Here is a 13,675-nt window from a genome sequence, read left to right as displayed (position 1 = left end):
CTTCTTCCTTACGTTCTTCCGTCTTCACGTCCGCTACTTCCAGGTGGCGGTGGTCCGCCGGGTCTCCACGTGCATTCCCAGCGGCACCCGCCAGGCATCCACACAGACGGTGTACGCCACGCTCCTGGCCGCTCCCGGCCCGATGGGTCCGGGCAGCGGCTGGGACGACATACGCGTCCCCCAGTCGATCCCGAGCGCGCCGATGATGTGCGTCGCGAACGTGACGGTCCCCGAACGCACCGCGGTTCCACCGGAGTTGCGCAGCGCGACGGTCACCTTCTCGCACCACCGCCGGTCCGCATCGGCGCGCACCGGCGAGCCCACCGTGAGCGCGGCGGGCGAGGGCGGCCGGGGCTCGGGCCGGGACGTCCCGGGCTGCGGGGGCTCGGGCTGCGAGGGCCCGGACCGCGGGGGTGTCGATTCCGGCGGCCGGGTGGTGCGTCCAGGGCCGGGCGTACCACTGCTGCTGCCGCTGTGACGGCCCGCGGGAGCGTTCCCCGGACGCTGGGCGGTGTCGGCGCTCTGCCCGCCGGAGCCCGGCGTTGAGGGGTCCGGCGCACTGCGCGCCGACGGCGAGTCGGACGCCGTCGGGTCGAGCGGCACCAGCTCGACCCTTCCCTCCGGCGGTACGGCCTTCGTCGGCGCCCCCTCGGGCCCCGCTCCGGCCGCACCCACCGCGACGAATCCCTTGTCGGACCCGCCGTCACCACCGACGGCCAGCAGGCCGCCCAGGCACAGCGCGACCGCACAGGACCCTACTGCCACACCCTGACGTCGCATCGCGCCAGTCTGGCTGACGCTCCGTCAAATAACCAGGGTGGGAAGGTGGTTGAGGTGCTAGTCGGCGATCAGCCCTTCCCTGAGCTGCGAGAGGGTGCGGGTGAGGAGCCGGGAGACGTGCATCTGGGAGATGCCGACCTCCTCGCCGATCTGCGACTGCGTCATGTTCGCGAAGAACCGCAGCATGATGATCTGGCGCTCGCGCGGCGGGAGTTTGGCCAGCAGAGGCTTCAGCGACTCGCGGTACTCGACGCCCTCCAGGGCGGTGTCCTCGTACCCGAGGCGGTCCGCGAGGGAGCCCTCGCCGCCGTCGTCCTCGGCGGACGGGGAGTCCAGCGAGGAGGCCGTGTACGCGTTGCCGACCGCGAGGCCGTCGACCACGTCGTCCTCGGACACGCCCAGTACGGCGGCGAGTTCGGGCACGGTGGGCGAGCGGTCCAGCTTCTGGGCGAGCTCGTCGCTGGCCTTGGTGAGGGCGAGACGCAGCTCCTGAAGGCGGCGCGGCACCCGGACCGACCAGGACGTGTCGCGGAAGAAGCGTTTGATCTCACCGACGACCGTCGGCATCGCGAACGTCGGGAACTCCACGCCGCGTTGGCAGTCGAAGCGGTCGATCGCCTTGATCAGGCCGATGGTGCCGACCTGGACGATGTCCTCCATCGGCTCGTTGCGCGACCGGAAGCGGGCCGCGGCGTACCGCACGAGCGGCAGGTTGAGCTCGATGAGGGTGTCGCGGACGTAAGTGCGTTCCGGGCTGTCCTTGTCGAGGACGGCGAGCCGCAGGAACAGGGAGCGGGACAGCGTGCGGGTGTCGAGTGCTTCCGGCTGGGTGACGATCGGCGGCGCCGAGGCGGACGGCGCCTGGTCGGGCACCGACTGGACCGGAATCGCAGGGATCGCCGGAGCACGGTCGAGCATGTCGGGCGCATCCTTGATGAGCACCTTCGAACTGCCCTGTTCTACGGACATGCCACCCCCTCTTAGGGTCGCGGACGGTAGCGGCAGACGCTTCCCGTCGGAGGAAGCAGCCTCCACCTGAATACCGGAGGCGGAGCTGCGGCAAACGCGGTTCCAGCAGAATGTCACATGTCGGCAACACGCTGTAGCGCCAAGTCGACAAATACATGCAGGAAAGAGGGGGTCTGCGGCTTTTCTGCCCCCCGCAGGTTCCAGCTGGTTCTACCCGTGAGGGTTACGCCTCGATCCGATTTGCGGATCGCAGCCGTGCGAAGCTCCTGGCCAGCAGCCGTGACACATGCATCTGGGAGACGCCCAGCTCCGCGCTGATCTGGGACTGCGTCAGATTGCTGTAGTAGCGCAGCATCAGGATCCGCTGCTCGCGCTCGGGGAGCTGTACGAGGAGGTGCCTGACGAGGTCCCGGTGCTCGACCCCGGCGAGGGCCGGGTCCTCGTAGCCGAGGCGGTCGAGCAGGCCCGGCAGGCCGTCGCCCTCCTGGGCGGCTTCGAGGGAGGTCGCGTGGTAGCTGCGCCCCGCCTCGATGCAGGCGAGCACCTCCTCCTCGGTGATCTTGAGGCGCTCGGCGATCTCGACGGTCGTGGGGGACCGGCCGTGGGCGGTGGTGAGGTCCTCGGTGGCGCCGTTGACCTGCACCCACAGCTCGTGGAGGCGGCGGGGCACGTGCACGGTGCGGACGTTGTCGCGGAAGTACCGCTTGATCTCGCCGACGACGGTCGGCATCGCGAAGGTGGGGAACTGGACGCCGCGGTCCGGGTCGAAGCGGTCGATCGCGTTGATCAGCCCGATGGTGCCGACCTGGACGACGTCCTCCATCGGCTCGTTGCGGGACCGGAAGCGGGCGGCGGCGTACCGGACGAGGGGGAGGTTGGCCTCGATGAGGGCGGCCCGTACCCGGGAGTGCTCCCCGCAGCCCGGGGTCAGGCCCTTGAGCTGACCGAACAGCACCTGGGTGAGGGCCCGGGTGTCGGCGCCCCGGGTGCGGGCGGCGGGGGTGCCGGGGATCCGCTCGGGGGTCTCGACGAGCGGGGTCTCCTGGAGCGGCGTCCCGGATTCGGACCGGAGCGGCGCCCCGGGGTCGGACCGGAGGGGCGTCCCGGAGGCGGCCCGGGGCGGTGTCCCGGGGGCGGGTGCCGCTTCGGGGGAGGTCCCCTGGTGGGGCGGCGCTTGCGGAGCAGTACTGGCCGGCACAGTCACGCCACCCCTTTTTCGGTCGCTACCTGGACACTTCGCTTAACTCATCCGTCAAAAGCGGTCATAGCATCACAAGACATGTGCACTGTGTGCAAGCACCGTATAACGCCGTGTTGAGGGCAAGTTGGGGCATAGGCATGCAAAAACCCCGCATCGATGAGATGCGGGGCCGGGCGTTTCCTCGGTGCGCTCCGGGGGTGCCGGGACGCGGTGGGCGGACTAGAAGGGGTAGTCCGCGATGACCCAGGTGGCGAACTCGCGCCACTGTCCTGCGGCGGCCTGGTGGGCCGGGTGCTCGATGTAGCGCTTCAGCGCATCGGCGTCCGCGACGGCCGAGTTGATGGCGAAGTCGTACGCGATGGGGCGGTCCGTGATGTTCCAGGCGCACTCCCAGAACTCCAGCTCCGGAACGAGGCCTTCGAGTTCGGCGAACGCCTTGACGCCGGCCTGCACGCGCTCTTCGTCGCGGGAGACGCCTTCGTTGAGCTTGAAGAGGACCAGATGGCGGATCACGGGGCACTCCTTGGGGGATGAGGAGCGGCCACTTGTCCGGCGGACGGTGCTACTTCACGAGGTTGGTCATGAACGTGCCGATGCCCTGGGCCGCGTCGGACAGGCCCTGGAAGCCTAGCCCGACCATGTTGGCGGCCTTCTCGGGGGAGACGATGATCGTGTACAGCACGAAAACGATCAAGATGTACAGAATGGCCTTCTTGATGTCCACGCCCAGACCCTCCCCTGTGGTCCGCCGATCAGTCGCGAGAGTCTAACCGTACGACCTGCAACTCAAGTGGCGGAACGCGGGCACTCACCGACACCTTTCGGAGAACTCCGCAGTTCTTCACTCATGCTTTAAGGACCAACGACCTGCCCTTGCGGGCCTTTCGGCGGGGATGTCCTGGTTGTACGGGGCGCAGGATTGTCCATGAGCCCGGAGGGATCTGGCAGGAATCCACCGGGCGAGGAACGGGACCTCACTGCGGGGTCCGCGCCGCTCACTCCCCTGACTGCGGCCGGACTTTGAGGACCGTTCTCATCGGGGGAAGCGGCTTGTCCCCCCGATGCCGCTTCCCCCGTCCTCATCCACCTGAACCACCAGCAGCCCCGGCCTCCCCCAAGGCCGGGGCTGCTGGCTTTCTGCGGCCCGTCGGCTTCTCGTGCGCGGGCATCGCGGGCATCGCAGGTATTGCGGGCATCGCGGGCATGAAGAAAGCCCCTCCGGTCTCCCGGAGGGGCTTTCTTCGATGGCGGTAGCGGTGGGATTTGAACCCACGGATAGCTTGCACCATCACACGCTTTCGAGGCGTGCTCCTTAGGCCACTCGGACACGCTACCGAGACAGAGTCTAGCCCACCGGAGGCAGTGCTCGGAAACCGATAACCGCAGCTCCCGTCGCCGGTTCCGTGACTGGTCGCGTCACCGGTCCCGTCACCGGTCGCGGAAGAACGCCGTCAGCTGCGCCGCGCACTCGTCCTCCCGTACGCCCGCGATCACCTCGGGCCGGTGGTTGAGCCGCCTGTCCCGTACGAGGTCCCAGAGCGAGCCCGCCGCGCCGGCCTTCTCGTCGCGCGCCCCGTACACGACCCGCTCCACGCGGGACTGGACGATCGCGCCCGCGCACATCGTGCACGGCTCCAGGGTGACCACCAGGGTGCAGCCCCGCAGCCGCCACTCGCCGAGCCGCTCGGCGCCCCGGCGGATCGCCAGCACCTCGGCGTGGGCCGTCGGGTCGCCGTGCAGCTCGCGCTCGTTGTGCCCGGTGGCGAGCACCTCCCCGGCCGGGGACAGCAGAACGGCGCCGACCGGCACGTCGCCGGCCTCCGCCGCCGCTGCCGCCTCGGCCAGGGCATGCGTCATGGCCGTACGCCACGGATCCCGGACGGGGTCGTACGGAACTGGTGAAACCTCCTGCACTAGCGCACGGCCTCCAGGATCTCCGCGGCCCCCAGCGCATCGGCGATGTCCGACAGGGCATCGCCGTCGAGCGCGAGGAGCTCCTTCTCCGTCATGCCCAGGTCGGCCAGGATCTGCCGGTCCCCGACGGGGCCCGTCGGAACGGGACCCGCCTGTGCGGGGACGAGGGCGGTTTCTTCGGCTTCGGACTCCGCGGCCCCGGAGACTCCGGGGTCCGGCGGGTCGCTCTCGCCGTCCTCGGTGCCGTCGAGGTCCAGCGAGTCCAGGTCGGCGGCGAGGTCTTCCCCGTCGGTGCCGAGCAGTTCGTTGGTGAGGATCTCTCCGTACGAGGAACGGGCCGCGGCGGCTGCGTCGGAGACGTAGATCCGGGGGTCCTCCAGTTCCTCCACGCGGACGACGCCGAACCAGGCGTCCTCCTGCTCGATGAAGACGAGGACCATGTCGTCGTCGGCCGAGCCCTCGCGGGCCAGTTCGACGAGGTCCGACAAGGACTCCACGTCGTCGAGCTCCGTGTCGCTCGCTTCCCATCCGTCTTCGGTGCGCGCGAGCAGTGCGGCGAAGTACACCGTGACTCTCCCACTGGTCAGAGGTGACGATTCAGCGGCGCTCAGACGGCCCCGCCCAATCGGAATCGTGGCAGAAACCGCGGCCGAGCGAGAGGTCTTCTGTGCTTGCGTCGTGCATCAGTCCGGTGGGTGAGGCGTGCGCGGGGGTGTACGAGGGGGTCGCAGGGCTACCAGCGAAAGGTGCGCATCCGCATCTGCTGGCGCATTCTGGCCGCTCGGGCCCGCCTCGGCTGGACGCGGTCGCGCAGCTCCTTGGCCTCGTTCAGTTCGCGCAGGAACTGGGCGCGTCGCCGTCTGCGGGCCGCGTCGCTCTCCTGCGCCCGCTGCTGTTCCGGCTCCTGCCCGGCGCGGGCGGTGTCCTGTTCCGGCTGCTGCTGCGTCATGGACCGCACCGTCCTGATGAGGCGTGGTTGGTACGTGTTCACCTTCCCTCCGGTCGCCGGGATGATGCGAGCGGGGGCCGCGACGGGCACGCGTCCGGCACGCCCGGTTACTGTGGAAACATGCGGATACACGTCGTCGACCACCCGTTGGTGGCGCACAAACTCACCACGCTGCGCGACAAGCGCACCGATTCCCCTACCTTCCGGCGCCTCGCGGACGAGCTGGTCACCCTGCTCGCGTACGAGGCCACCCGGGACGTGCGCACCGAGCAGGTCGACATCGAGACGCCGGTCACCCCGACCACGGGCGTCAAGCTGTCCTACCCGCGCCCCCTGGTCGTCCCGATCCTGCGGGCCGGTCTGGGCATGCTCGACGGCATGGTTCGGCTGCTGCCGACCGCCGAAGTCGGCTTCCTCGGCATGATCCGCAACGAGGAGACCCTCCAGGCGGAGACGTACGCGACCCGGATGCCCGAGGACCTCTCCGGCCGCCAGGTGTACGTCCTCGACCCGATGCTGGCGACCGGCGGCACGCTCGTCGCGGCCATCCAGGAGCTCATCAAGCGCGGTGCGGACGACGTCACCGCGGTCGTGCTGCTCGCCGCGCCGGAGGGCGTGGAGGTCATGGAGCGCGAGCTGGCGGGGACGCCGGTGACCGTCGTGACGGCCTCGGTCGACGAGCGGCTGAACGAGAACGGCTACATCGTGCCGGGGCTCGGCGACGCGGGCGACCGGATGTACGGCACCGCCGACTAGTTCCCCCTACGCGCGTCCTACGCGCGTTCTACGTGCTTCCTGCGCGCGGCGACGCGCGTTCAGCACTTGCTGCCGGAGGGCGCGGGCGCGGGCCTGGTCAGGGCGACCAGGGCCTGGTCCGCGTCCTTCTTCGCGTCCAGGGACTTGAAGGCGTTGCCGATGACCAGGTCGACCTCCTCCCCGCCGCGGGAGTCGGCCTTCTTCTCGGCGCCCTTCAACTGGGTGCCGAGGACCGGAAGTTGCGCTTCGAGGGACTTGGGGGCGCCGATCAGCAGGCCGGTTCCCTTGACCTTCTTGTCGTACTCCTTCGGCGCGTTCTCGAACCGCACGATCTTGAAGCCGCGCTTCGCCAGCTCGTTCGCGACCTGCTTGGCGAGGCCGCTGCGGCCGGTCGCGTTGTAGACGACGACCTTGACCGCGGCCGGTTTGGGGAGGCTCTTCGCGTTCTTCGCCGGGATCGCGGGGGTGGTCGCGGCGGGCTTGCAGTCGGGCTGCTTGGCGCCGGCCACGGCCTTCTTCTCACCGCCGGTGAAAACGTCGATGAGCTGCATCGTTCCCCAGCCGGCCAGGCTGAGCGCGACGACGGCCGCCACTGCCAGGAGGGCGATCCTGCGGCGGCGGTGGGGACGGCGCATCCGGGGATAGGCGTTACCCGTAATGCGGTACTTTCCGCCCATGCCGGGGGGAGTCAGCATGCTCATGGGCGCAGCGTAGTGCGGTCCGGAGGGAATGCGTACTAAATGATCAACGAATGGGTCAATCACCGACCCAAAAGGGCCAATGGGACACCCGACTGCCACGTGGCCGGGAAGTCCCTTGTGGATCGGCCCAGTTCGGGTCTGACCCGATCGGGTCAGACCAGTTCGAGGACGCGGGCGTGCAGCACCTGGCGCTGCTGGAGCGCGGCGCGGACGGCGCGGTGCAGCCCGTCCTCCAGGTAGAGGTCGCCCTGCCACTTCACGACGTGCGCGAAGAGGTCTCCGTAGAAGGTGGAGTCCTCGGCGAGGAGGGTCTCCAGATCCAGCTGGCCCTTGGTGGTGACGAGCTGATCGAGGCGGACCGGGCGCGGCGCGACATCCGCCCACTGCCGGGTGCTTTCCCGGCCGTGGTCGGGATACGGCCGGCCGTTTCCGATGCGCTTGAAGATCACACGGAAAGCCTACCGGGGAAGGTGCTCCGGGCGCAGCCATGAGGGAGGGATGCAAAGGTCGTATTCAGCACCAGAACGGGAGCAAACGATGAGCGGAAGTACCCCCTCCGGTGACACGGACAGTGCTTTGGGTGCCGAGGCGACGACTATCGCGGCTGGATATGCCTTCACCGGGCCCACCCTGGAGCTCGGTGCGCTGCTCTGGGGCGGGGTCTGTCTGCCCGAGGCGCAGATCCGGATCCCGCTCACCATGCTGAACCGGCACGGGCTCGTCGCGGGCGCGACGGGCACCGGGAAGACGAAGACGCTGCAGCTGATCGCCGAGCAGCTGTCGGCGCAGGGCGTGCCCGTCTTCCTCGCCGACATCAAGGGCGACGTGTCCGGGATCTCGGCGCCGGGCGAGGAGAACGAGAAGGTACGGGAGCGGGCTGCGGCCGTCGGGCAGGAGTGGGCCGGAACCGGCCATCCGTGCGAGTTCTACGCGCTGGGCGGGATCGGGCCCGGGATCCCGCTGCGGGCGACGGTCACCAGCTTCGGCCCGGTACTGCTGTCGAAGGTGCTCCAGCTCAATCAGACGCAGGAGCAGTCGCTCGGGCTGATCTTCCACTACGCGGACTCCAAGGGTCTGGAGCTGGTGGACCTGAAGGACCTGCGCGCGGTCGTCGCCTTCCTCACCTCCGACGTGGGCAAGCCGGAGCTGAAGGGGATCGGCGGCCTGTCGACGGTGACGGCCGGGGTGATCCTGCGGGCGCTGACGGCCTTCGAGCAGCAGGGGGCGGGGGAGTTCTTCGGGGAGCCGGAGTTCGACACGAGCGAGCTGCTGCGGCAGGCGCCGGACGGGCGGGGCCTGGTCTCGGTCCTCGAACTGGCCGCCGTGCAGCGCAGTCCGCAGCTCTTCTCCACCTTCCTGATGTGGCTGCTCGCGGACCTCTTCCAGGGGCTCCCCGAGGTCGGCGACCTGGACCGGCCCAAGCTCGTCTTCTTCTTCGACGAGGCACACCTCCTCTTCAACGGGGCGTCGAAGGCGTTCCTGGAGTCGATCACGCAGACGGTCCGGCTGATCCGTTCCAAGGGCGTCGGCGTCTTCTTCGTGACCCAGACCCCCAAGGACGTCCCCGCGGACGTGCTCGCCCAGCTCGGCAACCGCGTGCAGCACGCGCTGCGGGCCTTCACACCGGACGACGCGAAGGCGCTCAAGGCGACGGTGCGGACCTTCCCGAACTCGCCGTACGACCTGGAGGAGGTGCTGACCGGGCTCGGGACGGGCGAGGCGGTGATCACCGTACTGAGCGAGCAGGGTGCGCCGACGCCGGTGGCGGCGACACGGCTGCGGGCGCCGCAGTCGCTGATGGGCCCCGTGGGGGACGAGGCGCTGGACCGGGCGGTCAAGTCGTCGCTGCTGTACGGGCGTTACGCGCAGGCGATCGACAGGGAATCGGCGTACGAGAAGCTCCAGGCCCCGGCGGCCGCGGCCCCGGCCTCGGCCCCGGCTGCTCCGGAGGCCGCCGCCCCGGTGCGGGACGATCCGTCGCTGGTGGAGCAGGTGGTGGGGAGCGGGATGTTCAAGTCGCTCGCGCGGTCGATCGGGACGCAGCTGGGACGGGAGATCAGCCGGTCCATCTTCGGGACTTCGCGCCGGCGCCGGTGAGTTTCCGGCCCGACGGCAGTCTTAACAGACAGACGGATTCACTTCCGGATTCACTTCTGGTGAGGAGTACGGGATGAGCATCGCGCGAGGTTTCACCACGTGTCTGTGGTTCGACGACAAGGCGGAGGAAGCGGCGGACTTCTATCTGTCGGTCTTCAAGGACGGGTCGCGCGGGCGGACCCTGCGCTACAACGAGGCAGGTCCGGGGCCTGCCGGGTCGGTCGTGACCGTCGAGTTCGAGATCAACGGGCAGCGGTTCGTCGCGCTGAACGGCGGGCCGATGTTCCGGTTCAGCGAGGCGGTGTCCTTCCAGATCGACTGCACGGACCAGGCGGAGGTCGACCACTACTGGGCCCGGCTGACGGAGGACGGCGGCGAGGAGAGCCAGTGCGGCTGGCTGAAGGACAAGTACGGGGTGTCGTGGCAGGTGGCCCCGGTGGAACTGATCGATCTGATCGGCGACCCGGACCAGGAGAAGGCGGCGCGGGCGACACGGGCGATGTACGAGATGAAGAAGATCGACATCGCGGCGGTACGGAGGGCGCACGCGGGGGAGTAGGACGGGGCGTGCGGTCGGGGGGAGGGGCTCCGAGTGGAGGGCCGCCCCCTTGCCCACCCTCCCCCAAGCTCTCAACTTCGTTCGAGCACGGCGGTAACGCTCAAGGGGGCTAAAGGAGAGCAACTCAGGGGCGCGGGGAACTGCGCGATCAGCCACGATGCGCCCGCACGAAGACCACCTACCCGCACGGGTGTGCCCCGCCCCCACGCCCCGCCCCATCTCCCGCTCAGGCCGTCGGCGTCCCCGGGACCCGCCGCTCGCCCCCGTTGCGTGCCTGCCAGTCGCGGTAGACGTCGACCGCCGCCTCCCTGGCATCGTGCCGCATGGGCAGCCGGCGGTCCTGCCACGGCTTCGCGAACTCCTCGTAGAACGTGCCGAGTTCGAAGTACTTCCGGTCGTCCACGTAGTGCGGCTCGTACGCATCGCGAGTGGTCAGGAAGACGACCTCGGCCGGCGAGCAGTAGTAGAGGGAGCCGAGACACATCGGGCACGGGTGGGCGAGGACGTAGATCGTGCAGTCCGTGAGGTGCTCGGTGCCGAGCTTCGTGCACGCCTCGCGAATGGCGAGGATCTCGGCGTGGGCCGTGGGATCACCGGTCTGCGCGACCTTGTTGCCGCTCTCGGCGACGATTTCGCCGTCCCGGACGATGACGGTGGCGAACGGGCGGCCGCCCTCGGCGACGTTGGCGCGGGCGAGGTCGATGGTGCGCCGGGCGAAGTCCATGTGCGTTTCCTTCCAGGGGAGTTGGGGCGTACCAAGAGGGGCCGGGGCGGACTGTTTCACGTGAAACGGTCCGCCCCGGTGGACGGTCAGAAGGGCTTGGTCGGGAGGTACTTGCCGTCCAGCGTGATGACCGCGCGCTCGCCGCCCTCGGGGTCGGCGACCTTCTTCACGTCCAGCTTGAAGTTGATCGCCGAGATGATGCCGTCGCCGAACTCCTCGTGGACCAGGGCCTTCAGGGTCGTGCCGTAGACCTGGAGCATCTCGTAGAAGCGGTAGATGGTCGGGTCGGTGGGGATGCCGCCGTTGCCGACGATGCTGCCGCGCATCGGAACGGTCTGGAGCAGCAGCACGGCGTCGTCATCGAGGCCGAGCAGGCCTGCGACCGTACGGGCGGCGTCGGCAGGCAGCGGGTGCTGGCCGAGGAGCGCGGCGGTCACGAAGGCGACAGACAGGCCCGTCGGCTCGGCGATCTCCTTCCAGGACAGGTCACGGCGGGTCTTGGCCTCGATGGCGGCGACGGTGAGCTGCTGGCGGGAGTTCTGGTCGGCCTGGGCGTGGAGGTTGTTCATGGTTTCTCTTCCTTCGTACGTGGGGTGGGGAGGGGGTGTCAGACGCCCGCGGTCAGCGGGGTCGCCGCCCCCGTCGTGGCGTCGAGGGTCTCGATGCGGCCCGAGCCGATGTCGTAGACCCAGCCGTGCAGGGTGACCTCGTGGTGGGCCAGTGCGCGGGCCACCGAGGGGTGGGTGCGCAGATTGGTGAGCTGGGCGAGGACGTTCTGGCGGACCAGGGCCGTGACGCGGTCACCGGTGCCGGGTGCGGCGGTGTCCGGCGCGGTGGGGGCGGCGTCCAGCAGCGCCTTGGAGGCGTCCGCGTGCCGCAGCCAGGTGGCGGTGGCGGGGAGCCCCGACATGTCGGTGCCGGTGGCGAGTGCGGTCATCGCGCCGCAGGCGGAGTGGCCGCAGACGATGATGTCGGCGACGCCGAGGGCGTTCACCGCGTACTCGATGCTGGCGGCGACGCCGTCCGCGCCCTGGCCGTACGGCGGGACGAGGTTCCCGGCCGTACGGATGACGAACAGCTCGCCCGGCTCGCGCTGGGTGATCAGCTCGGGGACGACCCGGGCGTCCGAACAGCCGATGAACAGGGCGTTCGGGGTGTGGGTGGTGGCCAGCCGCTGGAAGAGCTCCGCTCTGGGCGGGAAGGCCTCGCGCCGGAAGCGCTGGAATCCGGCGGCGATCTCCTCCATGGGGTCGCTCATGGGGTCACTCACGGGATCGCTCACGGGATCGCTCACAGGGTCACTCATGGGATCACTCCTTGCGACTGGCTCGGGTCTTTCGACCGTTTCATCGGGCTGTTGTCCGATGTGCTCCACCATGCATGAGCTGGACCTATAGAGTCCAAGAGTTGCTGTCGCTGTAAGTGATAGATGGCATCTATAGTCGAGGCCATGGCTCTGGAACTGCGGCATCTCCGCTATCTGCTCGCCGTCGCCGAGCACGCGAACTTCACGCGTGCGGCCGAGGCCCTGCACATCTCGCAGCCGACGCTGTCACAGCAGGTCAAACAGTTGGAGCGGGCGCTGAAGGTGCAGCTGCTCGACCGCTCCGGGCGCTCGGTGCGGCTCACCGACGCGGGCGAGGCGTACGCGGCGTACGCGCGCCGGGCGCTGCAGGACCTGGCGGCCGGCGAGCGGGCGGTCCTGGACGTGGGGGACCTGTCGCGGGGGACGCTGCGGGTGGCGATGACCCCGACGTTCACGACGTATCTGGCGGGTCCGCTGGTGGCGGACTTCTGTGCGCGCCACCCCGGGATCTCGCTCGACGTACGGGAGATGACGCAGGCGCGCATCGAGGCCGAACTGCTCGACGACCGGCTCGATCTGGGGATCGGATTCGAGGGCGAGCACACGGCGGGGGTCGCGGCGACGGCGCTGTTCGAGGAGGCGCTGGGGCTGGTGGTGGGGGTGGACCATCCGTGCGCGGAGCTGGACGTGGTCCCGCTGAAGTCGCTCGCCGCTCATCGACTCGCCCTGCTGAGCGGGGACTTCGCGACCCGTCGGCACGTCGACGCGTACTTCGAGGGGCAGGGGGTCCGCCCCGGCATCGCGGTCGAGGCGAACTCGCTCAGCGTCCTGGTCGAGGTCGTCGGCAGGGGCGGTCTGGCGACCGTGCTCCCGGCGCCCATCGCCGCCGATGACGACCGGCTGCGGCGCGTCCCCGTCGAGCCGGCGCTGCCCGTGCGGACGGCCGCGCTGCTGCGCCGGGAGTCGGCGTACCGGAGCGCGGCGGCGCGGGCGTTCGAGGAACGGCTGGTGGAGTGGGTACGGGAGAGCGGCTACGCGGCCACCGGCGTGCGGGACGGCGGTGCGGCAGCCCCCGGAGTGCGGGCAGGCGCCTAAGCGGCCACCGGCGTGCGGGTGGAAGCGCCCGGCCGGGAGTCGTGCCACGGGTAGTCGTGCGCGCGGAACGCCTGGGCGAGTGCGTGCCGGGAGGCCTGGCGCGGGGTGCGGGCCAGCTGCCGGCCCGCCGCGTCGAGGACCACGAGGTCCCGGCCGTCGAGGTACACGTCCGCCACGTCCGCCCGTGCCAGGGCCTTGGCCTTCTTGCCGTCGCGCGGCTCGATGCCGAGCGAGGCGTCCGTGACGGTCACCCGCGTCGAGTCGGCGACGGCGACGTAGGCGGCGAGCACTCCGAGCGCGGTGGCCGCGAGCGCGCACAGCGCGATCTGCCAGGGCTGGTCCAGGCTCCCGAGCGCGGCGAACACCTTGCGCAGCGGTCCGGCCGCCGAGCTGTCCGTCCAGCGGGCGAGCGCGGGCAGCAGGAAGCCGATGCCGAGTCCGACGGCCGGGAAGCCGACCAGGATGCGCAGGAGCCGGGTGCGGGAGTACCCCAACACCGTCGGATTCGGTGGGTGGTTGTGGCTCATCTCGGCTCCCCCGTGGGCTTGCCCCGTGGAAGGGCACATCGGGTGCCCGCTGGGGTTTCAAGCCTAGCCACTGGTGGGAGGGCGGCCATCAGCCGAT

At 69.9% G+C, this 13,675-nt stretch carries 18 protein-coding genes and 1 tRNA gene; 4 read left to right on the top strand and 15 right to left on the bottom strand.

Annotation, left to right across the window (positions count from 1 at the left end; genetic code table 11):
• Positions 1-33: 33 nt before the first annotated feature.
• The 9 genes from ACH4SP_RS12955 to ACH4SP_RS12915 form a co-directional block, all read right to left on the bottom strand.
• Positions 34-780, bottom strand: coding sequence for a hypothetical protein (locus tag ACH4SP_RS12955; protein WP_398413830.1), 747 nt, complete (start codon positions 778-780; stop codon positions 34-36).
• Positions 781-837: 57 nt separating this feature from the next.
• Positions 838-1,749, bottom strand: a complete 912-nt coding sequence (locus ACH4SP_RS12950) for an RNA polymerase sigma factor SigF (RefSeq protein WP_398413828.1) — start codon at positions 1,747-1,749, stop codon at positions 838-840.
• Positions 1,750-1,972: 223 nt separating this feature from the next.
• Positions 1,973-2,947 carry a SigB/SigF/SigG family RNA polymerase sigma factor gene (locus ACH4SP_RS12945; protein ID WP_398415049.1) on the bottom strand — a complete coding sequence of 325 codons (975 nt, stop codon included), beginning with the start codon at positions 2,945-2,947 and terminating at the stop codon, positions 1,973-1,975.
• A gap of 222 nt (positions 2,948-3,169) precedes the next feature.
• Entirely contained in the window at positions 3,170-3,463 is a 294-nt protein-coding gene (locus tag ACH4SP_RS12940; protein WP_398413826.1) for a Dabb family protein, read from the bottom strand.
• 49 nt (positions 3,464-3,512) lie between these two features.
• Positions 3,513-3,674: a hypothetical protein gene (locus ACH4SP_RS12935; RefSeq protein ID WP_398413824.1), complete on the bottom strand. Its 162-nt coding sequence runs from the start codon at positions 3,672-3,674 to the stop codon at positions 3,513-3,515.
• A gap of 521 nt (positions 3,675-4,195) precedes the next feature.
• Positions 4,196-4,285: transfer RNA gene (locus ACH4SP_RS12930), tRNA-Ser, on the bottom strand.
• A gap of 93 nt (positions 4,286-4,378) precedes the next feature.
• Positions 4,379-4,807, bottom strand: a complete 429-nt coding sequence (gene tadA / locus ACH4SP_RS12925; protein ID WP_398413822.1) for a tRNA adenosine(34) deaminase TadA — start codon at positions 4,805-4,807, stop codon at positions 4,379-4,381.
• A 56-nt stretch (positions 4,808-4,863) separates the two neighbouring features.
• Positions 4,864-5,430 (bottom strand): hypothetical protein, encoded by a 567-nt coding sequence (locus ACH4SP_RS12920; protein ID WP_398413820.1) that lies wholly within the window; start codon positions 5,428-5,430, stop codon positions 4,864-4,866.
• Between the two features lie 167 nt (positions 5,431-5,597).
• A complete protein-coding gene (locus tag ACH4SP_RS12915) occupies positions 5,598-5,813 on the bottom strand; it encodes a hypothetical protein (RefSeq protein ID WP_398413818.1) in 216 nt (71 codons plus the stop codon).
• A 120-nt stretch (positions 5,814-5,933) separates the two neighbouring features.
• Between ACH4SP_RS12915 and upp the strand changes: the two genes are divergently transcribed.
• Complete coding sequence (upp, locus tag ACH4SP_RS12910; RefSeq protein ID WP_383760158.1) at positions 5,934-6,569, top strand: uracil phosphoribosyltransferase; 636 nt, start codon at positions 5,934-5,936, stop codon at positions 6,567-6,569.
• 59 nt (positions 6,570-6,628) lie between these two features.
• Here upp and ACH4SP_RS12905 read toward each other — a convergent pair whose 3' ends face one another.
• Together ACH4SP_RS12905 and ACH4SP_RS12900 are read right to left on the bottom strand one after the other, a co-directional pair.
• Complete coding sequence (locus ACH4SP_RS12905) at positions 6,629-7,270, bottom strand: LytR C-terminal domain-containing protein (protein WP_398413815.1); 642 nt, start codon at positions 7,268-7,270, stop codon at positions 6,629-6,631.
• Positions 7,271-7,422: 152 nt separating this feature from the next.
• Positions 7,423-7,719: a type II toxin-antitoxin system VapB family antitoxin gene (locus ACH4SP_RS12900; protein WP_398413813.1), complete on the bottom strand. Its 297-nt coding sequence runs from the start codon at positions 7,717-7,719 to the stop codon at positions 7,423-7,425.
• Between the two features lie 88 nt (positions 7,720-7,807).
• On the opposite strand from ACH4SP_RS12900, the gene ACH4SP_RS12895 reads away from it, so the two are divergent.
• Both ACH4SP_RS12895 and ACH4SP_RS12890 read left to right on the top strand, forming a co-directional pair.
• On the top strand, positions 7,808-9,367 hold the full coding sequence (locus ACH4SP_RS12895; RefSeq protein ID WP_398413811.1) for a helicase HerA-like domain-containing protein: 1,560 nt from the start codon (positions 7,808-7,810) through the stop codon (positions 9,365-9,367).
• A 73-nt stretch (positions 9,368-9,440) separates the two neighbouring features.
• Positions 9,441-9,926: a VOC family protein gene (locus ACH4SP_RS12890; RefSeq protein ID WP_398413809.1), complete on the top strand. Its 486-nt coding sequence runs from the start codon at positions 9,441-9,443 to the stop codon at positions 9,924-9,926.
• A 226-nt stretch (positions 9,927-10,152) separates the two neighbouring features.
• Here the strand turns inward: ACH4SP_RS12890 and ACH4SP_RS12885 are convergent, their stop codons facing one another.
• From ACH4SP_RS12885 to ACH4SP_RS12875, 3 genes are all read right to left on the bottom strand, one after another.
• Positions 10,153-10,650: a nucleoside deaminase gene (locus ACH4SP_RS12885; RefSeq protein WP_398413807.1), complete on the bottom strand. Its 498-nt coding sequence runs from the start codon at positions 10,648-10,650 to the stop codon at positions 10,153-10,155.
• Positions 10,651-10,736: 86 nt separating this feature from the next.
• Positions 10,737-11,219: a cyanase gene (cynS, locus tag ACH4SP_RS12880; protein ID WP_362422837.1), complete on the bottom strand. Its 483-nt coding sequence runs from the start codon at positions 11,217-11,219 to the stop codon at positions 10,737-10,739.
• A 38-nt stretch (positions 11,220-11,257) separates the two neighbouring features.
• A complete protein-coding gene (locus tag ACH4SP_RS12875; RefSeq protein WP_398415047.1) occupies positions 11,258-11,896 on the bottom strand; it encodes a carbonic anhydrase in 639 nt (212 codons plus the stop codon).
• 204 nt (positions 11,897-12,100) lie between these two features.
• Here ACH4SP_RS12875 and cynR point away from each other — a divergent pair, with 204 nt between their 5' ends.
• The gene (cynR, locus tag ACH4SP_RS12870) at positions 12,101-13,051 is read left to right on the top strand and encodes a transcriptional regulator CynR (protein ID WP_398413804.1); all 951 of its coding nucleotides are present in this window, start codon (positions 12,101-12,103) and stop codon (positions 13,049-13,051) included.
• On the opposite strand, the gene ACH4SP_RS12865 is transcribed toward cynR, so the two are convergent.
• A complete protein-coding gene (locus tag ACH4SP_RS12865) occupies positions 13,048-13,578 on the bottom strand; it encodes a hypothetical protein (protein ID WP_398413802.1) in 531 nt (176 codons plus the stop codon). The two genes, cynR and ACH4SP_RS12865, sit on opposite strands and share 4 nt — an antisense overlap.
• Positions 13,579-13,675 lie beyond the last annotated feature (97 nt).

Source organism: Streptomyces sp. NPDC021093, from assembly GCF_044333135.1.
In the GTDB taxonomy this organism is placed as follows: Bacteria; Actinomycetota; Actinomycetes; order Streptomycetales; family Streptomycetaceae; genus Streptomyces.
Note: the sequence above shows the minus strand (reverse complement) of the source record. Positions and strands in the feature narration are given on the sequence as shown.

Bases quoted from the DNA above. Each gene is read 5' to 3' on its own strand.
- ACH4SP_RS12955 (WP_398413830.1), bottom strand. From the start codon at position 780: ATGCGACGTCAGGGTGTGGCAGTAGGGTCCTGTGCGGTCGCGCTGTGC.
- ACH4SP_RS12950 (WP_398413828.1), bottom strand. From the start codon at position 1,749: ATGTCCGTAGAACAGGGCAGTTCGAAGGTGCTCATCAAGGATGCGCCC.
- tadA (WP_398413822.1), bottom strand. From the start codon at position 4,807: ATGACGCATGCCCTGGCCGAGGCGGCAGCGGCGGCGGAGGCCGGCGAC.
- ACH4SP_RS12915 (WP_398413818.1), bottom strand. From the start codon at position 5,813: ATGACGCAGCAGCAGCCGGAACAGGACACCGCCCGCGCCGGGCAGGAG.
- upp (WP_383760158.1), top strand. From the start codon at position 5,934: ATGCGGATACACGTCGTCGACCACCCGTTGGTGGCGCACAAACTCACC.
- ACH4SP_RS12905 (WP_398413815.1), bottom strand. From the start codon at position 7,270: ATGAGCATGCTGACTCCCCCCGGCATGGGCGGAAAGTACCGCATTACG.
- ACH4SP_RS12895 (WP_398413811.1), top strand. From the start codon at position 7,808: ATGAGCGGAAGTACCCCCTCCGGTGACACGGACAGTGCTTTGGGTGCC.
- ACH4SP_RS12890 (WP_398413809.1), top strand. From the start codon at position 9,441: ATGAGCATCGCGCGAGGTTTCACCACGTGTCTGTGGTTCGACGACAAG.
- ACH4SP_RS12885 (WP_398413807.1), bottom strand. From the start codon at position 10,650: ATGGACTTCGCCCGGCGCACCATCGACCTCGCCCGCGCCAACGTCGCC.
- cynS (WP_362422837.1), bottom strand. From the start codon at position 11,219: ATGAACAACCTCCACGCCCAGGCCGACCAGAACTCCCGCCAGCAGCTC.
- ACH4SP_RS12875 (WP_398415047.1), bottom strand. From the start codon at position 11,896: ATGGAGGAGATCGCCGCCGGATTCCAGCGCTTCCGGCGCGAGGCCTTC.
- cynR (WP_398413804.1), top strand. From the start codon at position 12,101: ATGGCTCTGGAACTGCGGCATCTCCGCTATCTGCTCGCCGTCGCCGAG.
- ACH4SP_RS12865 (WP_398413802.1), bottom strand. From the start codon at position 13,578: ATGAGCCACAACCACCCACCGAATCCGACGGTGTTGGGGTACTCCCGC.